This is a genomic window from Candidatus Bartonella washoeensis Sb944nv (genome assembly GCF_000278135.1).
Classification (GTDB): Bacteria; Pseudomonadota; Alphaproteobacteria; order Rhizobiales; family Rhizobiaceae; genus Bartonella; species Bartonella washoeensis.
In genome coordinates, this window is sequence record NZ_JH725023.1 from 60,260 (window position 1) to 77,711 (window position 17,452).

At 41.4% G+C, this 17,452-nt stretch carries 14 protein-coding genes, 1 tRNA gene and 3 pseudogenes; 9 read left to right on the forward strand and 9 right to left on the reverse strand.

What is annotated here, in order from left to right; all coding sequences use genetic code 11:
* Positions 1–610: 610 nt before the first annotated feature.
* Positions 611–695, reverse strand: a tRNA-Leu gene (locus MCQ_RS02815).
* 200 nt (positions 696–895) lie between these two features.
* On the opposite strand from MCQ_RS02815, the gene MCQ_RS02820 reads away from it, so the two are divergent.
* The 3 genes from MCQ_RS02820 to MCQ_RS02830 all read left to right on the forward strand — a co-directional run bounded on the left by MCQ_RS02820 (position 896) and on the right by MCQ_RS02830 (position 3,026).
* Positions 896–1,504, forward strand: coding sequence for a YqaA family protein (locus MCQ_RS02820; RefSeq protein ID WP_035007923.1), 609 nt, complete (start codon positions 896–898; stop codon positions 1,502–1,504).
* Positions 1,505–1,516: 12 nt separating this feature from the next.
* On the forward strand, positions 1,517–2,086 hold the full coding sequence (locus tag MCQ_RS02825; protein ID WP_006923419.1) for a disulfide bond formation protein B: 570 nt from the start codon (positions 1,517–1,519) through the stop codon (positions 2,084–2,086).
* Between the two features lie 415 nt (positions 2,087–2,501).
* A complete protein-coding gene (locus tag MCQ_RS02830; protein ID WP_006923420.1) occupies positions 2,502–3,026 on the forward strand; it encodes a type II toxin-antitoxin system PemK/MazF family toxin in 525 nt (174 codons plus the stop codon).
* A gap of 5 nt (positions 3,027–3,031) precedes the next feature.
* Here MCQ_RS02830 and MCQ_RS09200 read toward each other — a convergent pair whose 3' ends face one another.
* Positions 3,032–3,205 carry a hypothetical protein gene (locus MCQ_RS09200; protein WP_006923422.1) on the reverse strand — a complete coding sequence of 58 codons (174 nt, stop codon included), beginning with the start codon at positions 3,203–3,205 and terminating at the stop codon, positions 3,032–3,034.
* Between the two features lie 1,150 nt (positions 3,206–4,355).
* Between MCQ_RS09200 and MCQ_RS02835 the strand changes: the two genes are divergently transcribed.
* The 4 genes and pseudogenes from MCQ_RS02835 to MCQ_RS09560 all read left to right on the forward strand — a co-directional run.
* Entirely contained in the window at positions 4,356–5,168 is an 813-nt protein-coding gene (locus MCQ_RS02835) for a VIT1/CCC1 transporter family protein (RefSeq protein ID WP_006923423.1), read from the forward strand.
* Between the two features lie 144 nt (positions 5,169–5,312).
* Positions 5,313–5,861, forward strand: a complete 549-nt coding sequence (dut, locus tag MCQ_RS02840) for a dUTP diphosphatase (protein ID WP_006923424.1) — start codon at positions 5,313–5,315, stop codon at positions 5,859–5,861.
* Positions 5,862–5,932: 71 nt separating this feature from the next.
* Positions 5,933–6,201 (forward strand): annotated as a pseudogene (locus MCQ_RS09060) (dCTP deaminase/dUTPase family protein); the annotation flags it as partial.
* A 72-nt stretch (positions 6,202–6,273) separates the two neighbouring features.
* Positions 6,274–6,597: pseudogene (locus MCQ_RS09560) on the forward strand (dCTP deaminase/dUTPase family protein); the annotation flags it as partial.
* A gap of 331 nt (positions 6,598–6,928) precedes the next feature.
* On the opposite strand, the gene MCQ_RS02850 reads toward MCQ_RS09560, so the two are convergent.
* Positions 6,929–7,498: a biopolymer transporter ExbD gene (locus MCQ_RS02850; protein ID WP_006923426.1), complete on the reverse strand. Its 570-nt coding sequence runs from the start codon at positions 7,496–7,498 to the stop codon at positions 6,929–6,931.
* Positions 7,495–8,367: a MotA/TolQ/ExbB proton channel family protein gene (locus MCQ_RS02855; protein ID WP_006923427.1), complete on the reverse strand. Its 873-nt coding sequence runs from the start codon at positions 8,365–8,367 to the stop codon at positions 7,495–7,497. Before MCQ_RS02855 ends, MCQ_RS02850 begins: the two co-directional genes overlap by 4 nt.
* A gap of 455 nt (positions 8,368–8,822) precedes the next feature.
* Between MCQ_RS02855 and MCQ_RS02860 the strand changes: the two genes are divergently transcribed.
* Both MCQ_RS02860 and MCQ_RS09440 read left to right on the forward strand, forming a co-directional pair.
* Positions 8,823–9,149: an ElaB/YgaM/YqjD family protein gene (locus MCQ_RS02860; RefSeq protein ID WP_006923429.1), complete on the forward strand. Its 327-nt coding sequence runs from the start codon at positions 8,823–8,825 to the stop codon at positions 9,147–9,149.
* Positions 9,150–9,155: 6 nt separating this feature from the next.
* On the forward strand, positions 9,156–9,593 hold the full coding sequence (locus MCQ_RS09440) for a phage holin family protein (RefSeq protein WP_006923431.1): 438 nt from the start codon (positions 9,156–9,158) through the stop codon (positions 9,591–9,593).
* 78 nt (positions 9,594–9,671) lie between these two features.
* On the opposite strand, the pseudogene MCQ_RS09910 reads toward MCQ_RS09440, so the two are convergent.
* The 5 genes and pseudogenes from MCQ_RS09910 to MCQ_RS02885 form a co-directional block, all read right to left on the reverse strand.
* Positions 9,672–9,800: pseudogene (locus MCQ_RS09910) on the reverse strand (hypothetical protein); the annotation flags it as partial.
* Between the two features lie 462 nt (positions 9,801–10,262).
* Positions 10,263–11,642: a phosphoglucosamine mutase gene (gene glmM / locus MCQ_RS02870; protein WP_006923433.1), complete on the reverse strand. Its 1,380-nt coding sequence runs from the start codon at positions 11,640–11,642 to the stop codon at positions 10,263–10,265.
* A 631-nt stretch (positions 11,643–12,273) separates the two neighbouring features.
* Positions 12,274–14,427, reverse strand: a complete 2,154-nt coding sequence (ftsH, locus tag MCQ_RS02875) for an ATP-dependent zinc metalloprotease FtsH (protein WP_006923434.1) — start codon at positions 14,425–14,427, stop codon at positions 12,274–12,276.
* 113 nt (positions 14,428–14,540) lie between these two features.
* Positions 14,541–16,049 (reverse strand): tRNA lysidine(34) synthetase TilS, encoded by a 1,509-nt coding sequence (gene tilS / locus MCQ_RS02880; protein WP_006923435.1) that lies wholly within the window; start codon positions 16,047–16,049, stop codon positions 14,541–14,543.
* The coding region (locus MCQ_RS02885) for a hypothetical protein (RefSeq protein WP_006923436.1) at positions 16,034–17,452 on the reverse strand (1,419 nt) is incomplete at its 5' end. The genes tilS and MCQ_RS02885, both read right to left, overlap by 16 nt.

Genomic DNA, 17,452 nt, shown 5'->3' on the forward strand with positions numbered 1-17,452 from the left:
GGATGAACGGATGAACGGATGAACGGATGAACGGATGAACGGATGAACGGATGAACGGATGAACGGATGAACGGATGAACGGATGAACGGATGAAACATTTCCCTTGCTTAAGGTCAAGGAAAAAATGCTCGCCATGGAGTTCTCGTTTTTCAAATAAAATGAATATCTTTAACAAAAAAACAAGCAGAGTTTCCTCCCATGCATCGCCCCAATTTATCCTCAATTAAACTGTAAACTCTTTAATAATCTTCCTATTTATTGATGGAATGCAATCTCTTGGGAATATTCTTGTTCTTTACAAAGGGGCGGTTATCACGCCCCCCTTTTTTTTAAAATCCTAACTGCAGTGAATAAAATGAAAAAATTTGCATAATTTTTTACAATAAGACTTGGCAAAACACAGAGTCATGAAAAAGAAGGTAGAGAAAAACGGTTAAAAGAGATTTGTGCCAAGAAGCCTTGCTTGTCAATTTTGCATCATTATGGGTTTGATCTGATACCACAGCTCCAGCACACAGACTGATGCACTCCAGCAACATTACAAAAGATGGGGGGTTGTTTCGTGCTTTTTAAGAACCCACAAGAAATGAAGAGAAAGCGCATATAAAATGGTGCGGGTGGTCGGACTCGAACCGACACTCCTCTCGGAACCAGATTTTGAGTCTGGCGCGTCTACCAGTTCCACCACACCCGCACACTGCCATAAAAGACAAAGTCACTCATTTTGTCTTTTTGCACTATATGAAGAAGAACAGATTCGTCAACACTAGACTTCTCGTTTTTTTAGAATTCTTGATGTTTTTTGCCCCATCTGGTTTAGAGAGTGTTTTGTCCCATGGGATTTATGAAGTACAATTTGTAAAGTCTTTACCTCTTAAAGTTATGAAAGAATCTATGAACTTGAACAAATTAAAGCTTTGGACAATTTCTTTAGCGAATAGACGCACAGCACCACACTGGCTGGGATTCATTGCTTTTATTGAAAGTTCTGTTTTTCCAATTCCGGCAGATGTTTTGTATATTCCGATGACCCTTGTCCACCCCAAGCGGGCTTATCGCTATGCTTTTATTGCAACTGTATGTTCTGTTTTAGGTGGCATTTTCGGTTGGTTTATTGGGCATTTTGCTTATGACAGTATCGCCAAACCAATTTTAGAATTTTACGGTAAAGTTGAAAATTTTCAAGCACTACAAAACAGTGCTACACTTCAATTTCTGGTGATTTTATTGATTACATCAGGATTTTTTCACCTTCCCCCGATCAAGATTGTGACGATTTTGGCAGGTGTTATGTGTGTACATCTTGGACTTTTTATTCTAACATGTATTTTTGCACGAGGAGCACGTTTTTACCTTCTCGCATGGCTCATTCAGCGTTTTGGGCAGAGAGCAATGAATTTTCTTGCCCGCCATTTGAAATGGATTGTCCTTATTGGTTGTGTTAGTCTCTTACTACTCTATGGCGTTTTCATAGTTTTGGTGAAAAAGCACATTTTATTTTAAGGAACATGCACAATGACATGCGTTTTGTTTTCTAAGCCTCTTTTGAACAAGCATCTTTATCTTGAACCAAGCAGAAAAGAGCAAAGTTTATGGGCTTTTTTTCTCGCTTTTTGCCTAACTGCTACAATAGGTTTCGCACTTGGTTTTGAATATATTGGAGGATATCTTCCTTGCGATTTATGCCTCATTGAGCGTTTTCCGTATTATGGTGCCCTACCATTTTTAATTTTAGCGGGTTTTGGGACGTGGTTTTCCCGCATATCTTTGTGGATACAACTTTTATTTTTGTGTGTTTTTGTTTTAATGTCCATAAGTCTTGTCTTAGCAGTGTATCACACCGGCATTGAATATGGCTTTTGGCCAGCCCCTCCCAGTTGTGGTTCAGGTGCAGCAAGAATGATAACAGACATCAACCAACTATTTAACCGATTAAACAACATTCATCCTCCTTCCTGTTCTGAAGCCTCCACGCGCTTTCTTTTTCTCTCATTTGCCGGTTGGAATGTCGTTGCCAGCCTCTTTTATATGTTAGCCAGCCTTTATATTGCTTCAAAAGGGCTCCTTTCAGAGCGCGCAAAATAAAAAAAACAAAACCGCGTGCACCCGTTCCCTCCAACCACGCATGCTTCCCTTCTCATTCTAACACCATCACAACAAACCTCTCACAGCACCTTCAACCCCAAAAGGCATAAATATTTTGCTCCATTTTTTCACATTTTCGTCTTTTTTTCATCAGCATTTCTAAGTCTCTCCCATTGATCATCCCCCTCCTTTAGCAACACTTATATCATTCCTTTTACCCAACCCACACCACAAAACCACATCATTCACCAACATCCCTTCTCTGTACCCTTGTACGCAAAAGACAAAAATAAACAGATACATCCATTTTATGGTTTCACCTCCCTATATTTATAAGCAACACTTTGATAAAAACTCATGATGGAAAAGTCGTAAAACAATAAGTGAGGGGACCGATAAACATAAGTGGTCTGCCATGGCTGAAGATAAGAACACAACACCTTCTACCCTATCACCTATTTCCTTAGATATAAGCCAACTTGAAGAGCCATGTGTTATGATGGAACATGATCATAATGCATGGCGCGAGCATATAAGAGAAGGATATTTAAATGCTCCTTACCAAAAACCACCCCATATAAAACCACGCATCAAATCGGCACCACGCATCAGGCAAGTTTTTTGGTGCGATTTTCCTCATGATTCGATACTACCTGAATTTTGGAAAAAACGGCCTGTTTTAGTACTTTCCAAGAATGCAAAATTATATGGAAATGTGACAGTTTTACCTTTTTCAACCAAATCACAACCCAATAATCCTGCTGCGTATCCACTACAATCTCCCATAGAGAATAAAAAAGCGTGGATTATTTGCAATTATGTCACGACAATTTCCGTAAGTCGTTTAAGTTGCTCACGTACCGTTCCAAGATTATCCTGCGAAGATTTTCATAAAGTTGTAGCTCTGATGCTCAAACATTTACCGCATTTACACTATTGACTTTTTTAAAAAATAAGCGCATATATATCATCATACACGGCATCAGTAATGGTGGCCGCTTCCCCGCGAGGGGAGATAGGAACGAAGGAGTGGGAAACCGCTCCTTTCGTCGTTTTCAGTATTTTTTTGAGAACTTTTTTAGTTGTTTTTTGCACCCTTACCGAGAACATATCTAACATTCATTCTCCACCGAGATTGTTTTAAAATATCTGCAATTTGGGATAAGCAGAGGACGATATCTGTAATATTGATCCGATAAATTTTCCCATTGAGATGACCGAGATTTTGTACATACTTATCATTTCCCCCTGTTATCATCGTAACAATTCATTGCACAAAAATCGTGGTGCCGTTGTTTAAGCTTTATATGATTTTCCGCAATAGGAATATCTTTCCAAGATTGAAAAAACATTTTCATAATTTAGCATAACAGATAACCTCTTGTTCACATAACTCTTGAAACGTTTAACTGCTCAATTTAGCAAAAAATGTCGACCTTATGGTTTGTTCATTTACTTCGCTCAAGGAATTAGCAACGTATCTGCTAACGTTTTACACTTCTGACTGCTATATTCTATGATTGAGACGCAAAACAGCGTAATATAACAATGACTCATTGATAATAGAATATCATGCTTTTTGTTTTTATAAATCATTCTACTCATAGATTTTGCAGAACCAGCAATAACCATTACTATAGAACTAATCTCAAAGAGCGATAGAAACTGTGACAATATGATGTGTTACATAACTTAGTTCTTGCGTTTACTATAACACTCACACAACATCTCTCACAAAGCTTGCTTATGTTATTCTTTTGATATTGTCGCAGAAGCAATTTCTCTCTCAAACGATTTAACTTCTTTCTATACCATTTATCATTTTTCTAGCGCATGAACACAAACTCTCTATTTAAACAAACAGAGAAAATCTGCATACATGCCGATACGAACTAAATACAATTTTGCAATTGCAATTACTGATTGCTCTCCTCTGAGAATATTTTTAGAGAAAAAGAGCAATACCCCCAAATATAATCCTCGACACGATTTTCTGATATAATTAAGCTCAACACGGTCTGAGAGTACACTCGATATCATTTTTGCATAGCCCAAATTTTATCATGTCTCACACATAATTTTTCTTGTTTTTCTAACTGGTGCATCTCTTTTATCATCGTTCTCGTTTTTTGCTGTTTTTTGCTTTTCTTTACGTAGCAACGCTTTTCTCTTTTCACCACCATCTTTTACGAATTTTAAAATTTTAAATTGACTTTCATCTTTTTCCTCTTATATCTTAGAACTATTCTAAAGTGCAAAGGAACAGAAAATGTTGAGATCGTTTTTTTCATTTATACAACGTAAAACTCTGTCCTTTCGTTCAGCACAAAAGATGATGATTCGGATGCTCAAAGCAAAAGAGCAGCATGCAACTCTCTATTTAAAATACGCAAAAGCTCTAAAACCTTATTCCTCTGAGCAAGCAGCGATTTTTGCAGCAATGGGCATGCACGAACTTGAAAATTATAAACAGCTTGTTTGCCTTTCTTGTCAAAGTCAAAGGACTGCAAGCGCATTGTGTCACCGGACTGGTTTTGCCACAAGCAAGCAGTACCACCATGCACCTTCTCGAAAAACAACAGCAACAAATAAAGCAACGCAAAAGCCATCGAAAACACAAAGACAAACAATTTTAACGTGGATTCAGCCTGGACTTGCAGGATTAATGGATGGATCTGTTTCCACCCTTGCACCAATTTTTGCCGCAGCTTTTGCAACAGGTGATACACATCAAACCTTTTTGATAGGGCTCTCAGCTTCGATTGGTGCTGGTCTTTCGATGGGTTTTACAGAAGCAGCCCATGATGATGGCAAATTATCGGGCCGCGGTTCTCCATTCAAGAGAGGTATTGCCAGTGGTGTTATGACAACGTTGGGAGGGTTAGGTCATGCTCTTCCTTATTTGATCAACTCTTTTTACGTCGCAACAGTTATTGCTTTTATCATTGTCTTTTTTGAACTCTGGGCCATTGTCTGGATTCAAAATAAATTCATGTCAACGCCGTTTTGGCGGGCATCATTACAGGTCATCATTGGAGGGGCCTTAGTTTTTGCCACAGGTATTCTTATCGGCAATATATGAAGGGATCTAAAAATGTGAAACAGACACTTTCTAAAACAAGCATAGGAAATCATCTTCCCATCCGGAAATTTTTACCAACTTGTTTTGGAAAAAATCTTTTGTTAGAGTTGTGTTTGCTTTTTATATTTTGGAGATGCTTTGACCATGCCTTCTACACACCTGAAAAACCAAAAGAATCCCCTTCGATCGGATGCATTTCCTCACCTTTCACAAAAAGCGACCTTATCGGTCCAGCGCCTTGAGCACGGAAAAGGACTAGAGCTTCCTCACTATGCCACAGCAGGCTCCGCTGGTCTTGATTTACGAGCAGCGCTTGATGAAGGAGAAACCGTGGTCCTTGCACCAGGACAGCGCGCCCTTATTCCAACGGGTCTCATCTTTCACCTTTTGCCAGGTTTTGAAGCACAAATACGTCCACGCTCTGGTTTAGCCTTAAAGCATGGCATTACATGCCTCAACACGCCTGGAACAATTGACAGCGATTACCGTGGTGAAGTCAAAGTTCTTCTCATTAATTTAGGACAAGAAGATTTTTCCATTGAACGTGGAATGCGCATTGCACAAACAGTGATTGCACCGGTTCTTCAGGTTCATGTTTGCGAAATTGAACCAGATCAAGAAGACACCCCCCAAACATCACACAATACAGGAAATCGTGGAACAGCTGGTTTTGGCTCAACAGGACACACCTAAAAAAAGAACAGCAAGTTTCTGCCTCTTCATTGACTTTCTGTCTCTTCATTAACAGGGGAATCTCTGACGCCCTGCCTTTAACCTACACCATGACATGCCTCAACACGCCTGGAACAATTGACAGCGATTAGCCGGTAGTGAAATCAAAGTTCTTCTCATTAATTTAGGACAAGAAGATTTTTCCATTGAACGTGGAATGCGCATTGCACAAACAGTGATTGCACCGGTTCTTCAGGTTCATGTTTGCGAAATTGAACCAGATCAAGAAGACACCCCCCAAACATCACACAATACAGGAAATCGTGGAACAGCTGGTTTTGGCTCAACAGGACACACCTAAAAAAAGAACAGCAAGTTTCTGCCTCTTCATTGACTTTCTGTCTCTTCATTAACAGGGGCAATCTCTGACGCCCTACCTTTAACCTACACCATGACATGCCTCAACACGCCTGGAACAATTGACAGCGATTAGCCGGTAGTGAAATCAAAATTCTTCTCATTAATTTAGGACAAGAAAATTTTTCCATTGAATGTGAAATGCGTATTACACAAACAGTCATCGCACCGGTTTATTCAGGTTCATGTTTGCGAAATTGAACTAGATCAAGAAGACAACAGCCAAACACCAGACAAAGCAAAAACCCGTAAGTACAGAAGGCTTTCACCAGAACACGATGAAATAGAAAGGAACAATAAATTCTTAATTTATTACGGGACAATGGATACAAAACACTGATTTATAAGGATAATTCATCATTCTGCAACGCGAATGAGCCCCTTAAAGATCACACAATTCTCTTATTTCAAACCTTTTATATTGAATCAATCACACCCATTCCCTTGCGGGTTACCAGAAGAATTAGCATGTAGATAAAAAACCGTTTAAGAAAGATGGAAAAATGCCTCTTATGAACCTGTCGCAATGCAAACGCTGTCTGTCTGGCAACATTGGGCGCTCATAAAGGGGTATGAAAGCGCCGACTTACACGTTCATCAGCGCAAATGCTTATGCATCATGAAAACAGTCTCTTTTGCAGGGCTATAAAGCCTTACCTGAAGAGGAAGAGCTATTCACCGCCGTTTACCGCATCCACCGTGCGCGCCGTTGCATCATTGACCACATCCGCACTCCCACCGGTTGGTGTATTCACCCCACCATCCATTATTGTGCTCGCTTGTCCATTACGCACACCGTCTGTTGCAATAACTTTGGAAGATTTTTGCATCCCCACAAGACCAATTTTGGTATATCCGGCAGTGCGTACTTGATTAAGCAAATTCACGACAGCACCATAGTCGATTTCGCTATCGGCTTTGATTAAAATCTTTGTTTCTAGATTTCGGTTTGTTTCTTTAAAGAGAGCTTCAACAAACTCTGTTTGGCCAACAAGATTATTACCAACATAAAGCGAACTGTCTTTTTGCAAAGTCACATAAAGCGGTTCCTCAGGCTGCACAGAAGAGGAAGCTTGGGCTATAGAAGGCAACTGAACGGGAATAACAGAGGTTGCCAAAGGCGCAGCCACCATAAAAACAATAAGCAACACGAGAACAACATCAATAAAAGGTGTTACATTGATCTCATTGTGCAACCCACCCTCTTCTGATTCCCAATGATCATTAAAGTTTGCTTTCATTGTTTATGACTTTTCTTCTGTCTGTATCTATCGAGTTCACGGCTCAAAAGCCGCTCAATAGCAGCGGCGATATCGCCTAAATCATTGCGATAACTGCTGAGAGCACGCATAAGGCTATTATACATAATAACGGCGGGAATAGCTACAAAAAGCCCAATAGCGGTTGCCAGCAAGGCTTCAGCAATTCCAGGAGCAACCACATCAAGCCGCGTTGTTTGCGATTCTGCAATTGAGATAAAAGAATTCATGATCCCCCAAACAGTTGCAAAAAGACCAACAAAGGGGGCAATTGCACCAATAGTTGCCAGAACAGCGCTCCCACAGGCAACGCGGCGTGCAGCAGCCAGCAAGCAACGCGATAAAAGCGAATGCACGCGCTCTTTCAGTCCTTCATTAACATCGCGAGCGATTTCGCCATATTGTGTGATCTCCTCATAGGGGAGGACATCTTCAAAAAAAGCAGCTTGCTTTCCTTGTCTTTCACTTTGTCTGTCACTGGCACTTTGTTTTTCACTTGGATCGTCTGTTGCAATAAAATTGACCTGCTGTGTGGAAAGGTAAACCTCTTTAAGCGTTTCTTTTAAAAAGACCACACCGGGTCCTTTACTGTCTTTTAAGCCAGCAGCCAAACGTGTAAGGGTTTGCGCATTCATAACCAATTTCAGTTCATGACGCGCTCTTCGTTTTGCCAAAGTAATTTCAACGATTTTGACAAAAGCAATTGTCCAAGATGCAAGAGAAGCCAACAACAAAGAAATGATAACGGCTTTCACAACAAAATCAGCCGCCATAAACATAGAAAAAGGGGAAAGATCATGCGCCATCACTACAGCAGAGGCGTTGGCTAAGGGTACTGTCTCAGATTCCATTTCTGTCTCACATTATTGTGGTTTTATAGATTATTTTTGATCTTACAGCTGTGTCATCATCCGGCGTAGCACCACTTACCCCCATGAATACCACTTTCCTCTTCATGTCACTGGTGCTTAGTCTAAGAAACAAAACTTGATAAATCAAGTATAGTTTTATTTCAGTAAAAGTCTCTTTCAAGAGGAACGCTTCAGGAAATTTTTCCTATACACAATTAAAAGAAATTTGCTCAAACTCTAAAATAAGTTTGCCAAGCCTTATGGATTCAACAAGCAAGATTGATTTTATCAAAAACACTTCTAGATTGAATAAAGAGATGGATAAATTGCAAAAAGAAGTGGAACGAAAAAGACTGTTTGACGTTACCAAACAGTGAAGATTTTTGACTCCAATGCAAATGATCACAGTAAACACAAAAAAATAAGATGCAATGCGTTAAAAGAGGGAGTGCATTATGACAAACAATAAAAAAACAGAAAACAACAAAACAGCGGCAGAAAAAGATCTACAAACCCAATTAGAGAAATTGCGCACTGAGATTTCAGGGATAACATCGACCCTATCAAATCTTGGTGCAAACAAATTAAACACTGCCAAAGATAAAGCGGAAAAACTTTATAGCTCAGCGAAGGAAAGTGGCGAAGAGATCATGTCTCAAGCAAAAGACAAAATAAGTGACCTTGAGCAAGCCATGAACCAATGCGTTCGAAAAAACCCTGGCAAGAGCGTTCTGTTTGCAGCAGGTGTTGGCTTTATTCTTTCTCAATTATTGCGTCGTTAATCCATGATGCATATGTTTATCGCTCCTCTTTTAAACCATCTTTTTGATGGAGAACTTAAAAGTACCGTCAAGCAAATGCGCCTTCAAGCGATTTTCTGCACAATTATTGGGATTTCACTGTTCATATCCTTGATATTTTTATGCATCATAGGTTTTATTGCATTATGTTGGGTTATGAAGCCTCTTGCAGCAGCCAGTACAATGTTTTTCATCTGGCTTTTTATTGCAGGACTTAGTTTTTTTGCCAGTAGAGTTTTGAAAGCTACGCGCCATTATAATCAACAGAAGAAGTTGGAAGAACAGCGTCATCAACTTATGACAGATGCAACACTATCCGGTATTTCACTGCTCAGCAAACATCTGCCTTTTACTAAATTGGGCATTCCAGTTGTTGGACTTGTGAGTTATTTTTTGTGGAAAAAGGATAAAAAAAAACGCCTTTAAGACATATATAGGATATGTATTTACCATTCTATCCCCCCAAAGTGCTTTCTCTTCATATGAAGAGAGAGCACTTTTTTCATCAAACATCTCTGTTACAACCGCATCAAGAGCTTCTCGATCATCGCCTTCAGCCATCACCCGAATGACTGATTCAGTTCCAGAAGCACGAATTATCAGCCGTGCTTTTTTTTCCAACCGCATCACAGAACACCGCTCCCTCACAAAACCTAGTCCCCAGAGCCACTTTCTCAAGAACATCCCCCCAAACACATCCTCTAAGATACCCGTGCGCGAAGCATCTCTCGAGACGATCTTTTCCCTCAAAAGAAGCTTAGCTCCCCTCCTCTTAACACACATAAAGCACCATTTCTCAAAGCTCGGCTCTTCTTCTTTGCAGCCCTCTTCTCAACTTATCGAGAATCTACAAAACTTTCACCCTCTTATGCGTAAAAAAAACTTTCATCGTTCATTGTATACGTTCATTGTATAGGCCGATAAAATAATGAGAATATTGCATAAGAAAACATATCCAGCGATGCTTTATCGCAAAAAAAATCTGCTATCCCTCATCTGACAACTTACTCAGGGGTCAATAAAAACTATCAACGATCAAGCTTCTTGAGAAAGCGATCACGCACGATTACACGCACCATTATTTGAAATAAAGCATCACGATCCTTCAACAGCAGCAACCACTTTTGAAAGGGCATCATGATGCGTGATAACATCCACCATCTCTGTTACAACCGCATCAAGAGCTTCTCGATCATCGCCTTCAGCCATCACCCGAATGACTGGTTCAGTTCCAGAAGGACGAATTATCAGCCGTGCCTTCTTCCCCAAACGCTGTATTGCTTGATCTATTGCCGTTTTAACCGGATTCTTTTCTAGTACATTTTTATTTTTAATTGTAATATTTTTCAAAATTTGTGGCACAGGTTCAAAGCGTTTACACAAATGACTCATCGAGGTTTGACTTTGTTGCATACAGGCTAAAATCTGTAAGGCAGCCACCAACCCATCACCTGTTGTGCCAAAATCACTGAGCACAATATGCCCAGAAGTCTCCCCGCCAACATTATACCCCTTCTGGCGCATCGCCTCGACAACATAGCGATCCCCAACATTTGTCCGTACAAGATCCAATCCTTTGCTGTTCAAGAAGCGTTCAAGCCCAAGATTTGACATAATGGTTGTGACAACACCGTTGAGCTGCAACCGTCCTGATTTATGCCAATGTTCAGCAATAACAGCGATCAACTGATCCCCATCCACAGTTTGCGCTTTTTCATCAACAATGAGAACACGATCTCCATCCCCATCGAGCGCAATCCCCACATCAGCACGCACTTCATGAACTTTTTGTTTTAAAGAGGTCAAATCAGTTGACCCACATTTTTGATTAATGTTGGTACCATTTGGTGCATCATGAATAGCAAAGACCTCAGCTCCCAATTCCCACAAAGCCCGTGGTGCAGCTTTATAAGCAGCACCATTGGCACAATCAACAACGATACGCAAAGCATCCAAACGAACATCACGCGGCAAAGTTCGTTTGGCATATTCGATATAACGGTAAATATCGCCCTCGACCCGTTTTGCGTAGCCAATTTCAGCACAACTGGCTAAAGATTTTGAAAGATCTGTATCAATCAACTGTTCAATTTTTTTTTCTATGTCATCTGAAAGCTTAAAACCATCGGGACCAAAAAGTTTTATACCATTATCATAGAAGGGATTATGAGAAGCAGAAATCATCACTCCAAGATCAGCGCGCAGTGAGCGACAGAGCATAGCAACAGCGGGCGTTGGTACAGGCCCCAACAAAAAAGCTTCCATTCCAGCAGCAGTAAATCCTGAAACCAAAGCATTTTCCAACATATAACCAGATAAACGGGTATCCTTGCCAATCACCACACGACGTGACTGACGTTGTGACCGAAACAAAACTCCCACCGCCATCCCCACTTTCATAGCAAAATCTGGTGTCATGGGAAAAACATTGGCTTTACCTCGAATTCCATCTGTACCAAAATATTTTTGTTTCATCCCTATTTCCTTGTATACACACTTCTTCTCTTGTGATCTTTACAGATCTTGTGGTCTTTACAGAGAACCTCCCCCTAATACAATGAGATCCTCCAATGTAGCGAGATTTTTTGCGCCCTCCATTCTTTCGAGCAATCATTCTTTCAGAAAACTAAGAAATCCATCATACCCCACTCCAAAACAAATCTCTGATTCACGAAAAACCACGAACCACACCAACCAATATGTCTTCCTGCCCTACACACGAGGAAATGTTCTTGTCTGAAGCGTTTTAATCACACGGTATAGAATACAACCCAAAAGACGTGCTTTAAATGCTCTTTCCAAGAATCGCACCAATTTGCCTCTCACACCTTTGAACCCAAAGCAGCAGCACTCTCCCCCCTTCTCTGAAACATTTAAGCCACACCGAGCTCGTCTGTAAAACACAACTCAAAAGATAACCCTAAATTTCCTGCAAAAGACGCGCTTTAAGGCTCCTTCCAAGGGCCGGACCCTTTGTTTCATACCCTTGAAAAAAGCAGTGCAGCACTTGTTCTCACAGACTGTTTCAAATGTTGTGTTTAAAAACGCAGGCAAGTTTGTTTTCCCCTCAGAGAATGGGCTCAGATTCTTTAAAAACACGAGCCACTCACACGTCGCTAGAAGGTTCCTGTTTAGCTTTAAGTCCCTCAGCATTTAACTCTTTTTCAGCATTTGCTTTGCTTTCAGAAAGATTTTCTGCTCCAGCGATTTTTTTTGTACTTTGTGTTTTTTTCTCAGCGCCACGAGATTTAACCTCTTTAAACGCTGCATCACTGGATTTGGCATCACTGGATTTTGTTTTTCCTTTTCCAGCTTTTAGCCCTTCCTTTCCTGCCTCTCCTTTAAGAGCATTTTTTGCCTCTCCGTTTTTTTTATCAGACTCAGCCTTACCAGCATTCGTTTTAGGCACAGAGGAAGTGCGCACAGAAGCATTTTCATCTTTCTGTGTTCGTGAAGGAGGTTTTCCTGCAATAACTTCGTTAATTTCAGCGCCGGTTAAAGTCTCATATTCCAACAAACCTTGCGCGAGAGCGAACCATTCTTGTTTTTTTGTTTTCAGAATTTTTGTAGCATGTTTATAAGCATCATCAATGAGCTTACGCACTTCCATATCAATCATGCGCGCTGTTTCCTCAGAGACATTTTGTGTTCGTGCCACAGAATGCCCTAAAAAGACTTCATCTTGGTTATCACCATAGGCGACATTGCCAAGGAGATCAGAAAAACCCCATCGCGTAATCATCGCGCGTGCTAATTTTGTTGCTTGTTCAATATCGGAGGAAGCACCAGATGTGATATTCTCTTTTCCGAATTTCAATTCTTCAGCCACGCGTCCACCCATCATAATAGCCAGACGAGAAATCATCCAGCGATAGCTCATGGAATAGCGATCACCCTCAGGCAATTGCATAACCATACCCAGAGCTCTTCCTCTTGGTACGATTGTTGCTTTATGGACAGGATCAGCAACAGGCACATTAAGAGCGACGATAGCATGTCCTGCTTCGTGATATGCGGTGAGTTCTTTTTCCTCTTGTGTCATGGCGCTTGAACGACGTTCAGCCCCCATCATCACCTTGTCTTTAGCATCTTCGAACTCTTGCATAGTGACGACTCTTTTATTGCGACTAGCAGCCATGAGAGCGGCTTCATTAACAAGATTCATCAGATCAGCACCAGAAAATCCTGGAGTTCCCCTTGCCAAAACTTTCAGATCAACATTAGGAGCTAAAGGCACGTTGCGCACATGAACTTTCAAGATTTGTTCACGTCCAGCAATATCGGGGTTTGGCACAACAACTTGGCGATCAAACCGCCCTGGTCTTAACAAAGCGGGGTCGAGCACATCGGGACGGTTTGTTGCAGCAATCAGAATGATACTTTCATTAGGTTCAAAACCATCCATTTCGACAAGCAACTGGTTTAAGGTTTGCTCGCGTTCATCGTTTCCACCTCCCAATCCAGCACCACGATGGCGTCCAACAGCATCAATTTCGTCGATAAAGATAATACAAGGTGCATTTTTTTTAGCCTGTTCGAACATATCACGCACGCGGCTTGCACCAACACCGACAAACATTTCGACAAAATCAGACCCTGAGATAGTAAAGAATGGCACATTGGCCTCACCCGCAACGGAGCGTGCAAGCAAGGTTTTACCGGTTCCGGGAGGACCAACAAGCAAAACGCCGCGTGGAATACGTCCACCTAGGCGTTGAAATTTTTGTGGTTCACGTAAAAATTCGACAATTTCCTGTAGATCTTGCTTTGCTTCTTCAACGCCGGCGACATCTTGAAAGGTAACGCGCCCCTGCGCTTCATTGAGCAATTTCGCCTTTGATTTGCCAAATCCCATAGCCCCGCGTGATCCACTTTGCATTTGCCGCATAAAGAAGACCCACGCCCCAACGATAATAATAACAGGCAGCAAGGAAAAGAGAAGATTGAGGAAGATACTATTGCCAGAGCTTTCAGGAATAGCCTTAACGTTAACATTTCTGCTTTCCAATTTTTGTATTAAGCTTGGATCTCGTGGAGCATAAGTTGAAATAACTCTGTGTTCAACGGTTTTTCCTGTTAATTTCTGCCCCTGAATGGTCACAGACTTCAACTCATTATTCTCGACTTTCTGCAAGAATTCGGAATAGGAGACTTCTCCACCTCCAGAACGCTGGCTATCTCCATTAAAAAGAGAAAACGATACAATCAAAATCAAGGCAATAACTCCCCAAATGAGGAGAGAGCGGTAATTGGAATTCATGTCAAGTCCATTTAATAAATACAGATTTTAAATAGTCACCTCTAACATATAACCTTGTCTGCCCCTTGCCAAGATATGAGAAGATGTTTATTCTCTTTTAGAGCGATTTTTCTTTATCTTTTCGCCTCAATATTAAAAAAATGTTCAACAATATTAATAAACGGAGCATCTTCGTGTGACAAAAGCCACTCGAAGGGCGCCATAATTCGCTTTATAGTAACATTTTGTTGTAAAACAGAGTGATGAGTCAACTCTGGAATATCATATCCTTTATCATTTGAGATCATCAGCAATGATTGAAGAGAAGGGTAATGGGGGCGTTCAAGGTCGAAACTGCTTTTTTTGCACAGAGATTTCAGTTGTTCTAAACCCGCTGGTCCAACTTTTAGTGCCTTAGATCCATGGTTTGTAACCTGATAGCGCCCATCCCATATAAGAGTTTTTCTGGGCGCAACAATTGCTTCTTTAAGATTTCGAGATTCGCGCCAAAAAGCAATCCCGCTTTTGTGATATTCCCCCTTTCTGTTATATTCAATAACAGATCCAGCCAGAGTAAAGCGTTTCTTTTCTGCAGAGTGGAGACATAATTTTTGGAAAAGAGCGATCAATTTTTGTAAAGGGAGCAAATATCCACCGCCGCCCATCAGCACTGTGAAGAGCCCCAAGACGAAAGGAAAATCAGGATGTTGCTGCAAGAATGGTGCAGGCTTTGCAATAAAACAACGCCCATATTCAACATTGATATCGAGAGCCAAAATTAAATCGGCAATATTTTGAGCCTTTTGACGGCGTTGAAGCGCGGCTTCATGAACCTTTTTGGCAATATCAGCAAGTTTTTTTTGATGAAGAGACTGGCGCACACGCACACGTTCAAAATTGCGATCTTCATTTGTTGGATCATCAATCCATGTTTTTCCCTTTAAGCGTAAATAAGCCTGCAATGTTTCACGTTTGACACCAAGGAGTGGACGAATCAAGCGCACTGCTCGACGCAACAATGCTTCACGCGGAATACAGGATAAACCGCGTTCATACACCAACCCACAGCTCTTTTCGGCAATATTTGTTCCCATTTTTGGAGGACAAACCGCATAGAGTTTATTCTCCCAAGTTGCTTGTTGTAAAACATGGCGATCTCTAGCACAAATGCCATCATGCATACTTTCAAAGTTTTCTTGTTGCAAAATATGCGCATTCTTTTGAAGACGCTGACAGCGCATCTGATAAGTCTCAACCTGATCATTAAGCGTATGCCCTGTCATAATAAGCGTTGCGCCTTGTTTTTGCGCTTCTTGAAAGAGGAGATCATAGCGTGCAACACGAGCGCTTGAAGCGATATGTGTTTTTGGCTTTTTGCCTTCCCACTGCACAATGATATGTTTAATGTGATGGGCATGACAAATTTCCGCAACAGTTAAAGCTTCACGCGCTGATTCTCTACGCAATTGATGATCAACAGTAACAACAATCATTTCCGGAGGAACAGAAAGCGTTTTTAAATGCTCTTTGACCAAAAACAGCAAAGCGAGCGAATCACTACCACCTGACACCGCAAGGATTAATTTCCGACACTCGATAAAATCTGATGTTTTAAAAAGATTTCCTGCTAGTCTAACGAGCACCGCGCATGACTCCGCTCCTTTTTAAGAGATTTACAAAAGACACACTCCAATGTTTTAGAAAGTTTTGGCGTTTTAGAAGATTTTGGTCTTTTAGCAAAAAGCGTACAAGCCTCTTCATTATGTCCAAAAGCAACCATACTGATTGCTAATTTCAGCAAAATCTCGGAAGTATAGAGCTTTTTTGTATCTAAATACCATACGTTAAGATAAACTTGTGCTGCTTCATGATAGCGTTTTTGTCCCAACAAAGCTTCAGCCAACCAAAACAAAGCATCATCGCTCAAAGCATCTTTTTGATACCGACTTTGAAAAGCGCAAAAAGCTTTTTCAGCTTTAACGTAGTTACCGGAAAGAATAAAATCATAGCCTTTTTTATACAATGCTTTTGGAGAAAAAAGAGGTGTTTTGGAAGGAAGAGAAGAGGTTTTGGGAGAGAGCAGAGAATCCTCTTCACTGCGCTGTAGTCCAGCATGATTGCTTTCTTCATGTTTTTTTTCCCAAAAGCTATCGTTCTCCAAACGACTCTCTTTTTCCTTGAGAGAGTTATGCACAGCCTTCAAGCGCTCACCAGTTTCTTGCAAACGATCATACATTCCCTCAAAACGGCTATCACGGTTATGGTTTTCTACATTTTCATAACTTTTTCCATCAACAACACTGTTGTGACCATCCCGTGTAAGATGCCGCTGCCCTATCCCTTCCTTTGCGATCTTAAAGTTTTCATCCAAAGTGGTATAATCAGCAGGACAAGAATAAATAACAGAGTTTTCTTTATCAAAAAGCCGATGAAATTGCTTTTTGACACTTTCCAAATCGTTATGCTCAAGCACCGTTCGTATCTTATGCAAAAGCTTATCCAAATCATAATCTTTAAAGAGAGATTCTTGATTTTCTAAAATAAATTCTTGATCTTGAATCAAACTCTGAAAAGAAAAATTCGCATCCAAAGTAGCAGAAACCGCACCCTTAGCGGCAGGAGCCGCATCCGTAGCGGCAGGAGCCGCATCCGTAGCGGCAGGAGCCACATCCGTAGCAGCAGGAGCCACATCCGTAGCAGCAGGAGCCACATCCGTAGCGGCAGGAACCACATCCGTAGCGGCAGGAGGCACATCCGTAGCAGCAGCAGGAGGCACATCCGTAGCAACAGAAGGCACATCCGTAGCGGCAGGAGCCACATCCGTAGCGGCAGGAGGCACATCCGTAGCGGCAGGAGGCACATCCGTAGCGGCAGGAGCCGCATCCGTAGCAGCAGGAGCCACATCCGTAGCGGCAGGAACCACATCCGTAGCAGCAGGAGGCACATCCGTAGCAACAGAAGGCACATCCGTAGCGGCAGGAGGCACATCCGTAGCGGCAGGAGGCACATCCGTAGCGGCAGGAGGCACATCCGTAGCGGCAGGAGG

Coding starts and splice junctions, on each gene's coding strand:
- MCQ_RS02855 (WP_006923427.1), bottom strand. CDS start 8,367: ATGGAATCTGAGACAGTACCCTTAGCCAACGCCTCTGCTGTAGTGATG.
- MCQ_RS02835 (WP_006923423.1), top strand. CDS start 4,356: ATGTTGAGATCGTTTTTTTCATTTATACAACGTAAAACTCTGTCCTTT.
- MCQ_RS02825 (WP_006923419.1), top strand. CDS start 1,517: ATGACATGCGTTTTGTTTTCTAAGCCTCTTTTGAACAAGCATCTTTAT.
- glmM (WP_006923433.1), bottom strand. CDS start 11,642: ATGAAACAAAAATATTTTGGTACAGATGGAATTCGAGGTAAAGCCAAT.
- ftsH (WP_006923434.1), bottom strand. CDS start 14,427: ATGAATTCCAATTACCGCTCTCTCCTCATTTGGGGAGTTATTGCCTTG.
- MCQ_RS09440 (WP_006923431.1), top strand. CDS start 9,156: ATGCATATGTTTATCGCTCCTCTTTTAAACCATCTTTTTGATGGAGAA.
- MCQ_RS09200 (WP_006923422.1), bottom strand. CDS start 3,205: ATGTTAGATATGTTCTCGGTAAGGGTGCAAAAAACAACTAAAAAAGTT.
- dut (WP_006923424.1), top strand. CDS start 5,313: ATGCCTTCTACACACCTGAAAAACCAAAAGAATCCCCTTCGATCGGAT.
- MCQ_RS02830 (WP_006923420.1), top strand. CDS start 2,502: ATGGCTGAAGATAAGAACACAACACCTTCTACCCTATCACCTATTTCC.
- MCQ_RS02850 (WP_006923426.1), bottom strand. CDS start 7,498: ATGAAAGCAAACTTTAATGATCATTGGGAATCAGAAGAGGGTGGGTTG.
- MCQ_RS02860 (WP_006923429.1), top strand. CDS start 8,823: ATGACAAACAATAAAAAAACAGAAAACAACAAAACAGCGGCAGAAAAA.
- MCQ_RS02820 (WP_035007923.1), top strand. CDS start 896: ATGAACTTGAACAAATTAAAGCTTTGGACAATTTCTTTAGCGAATAGA.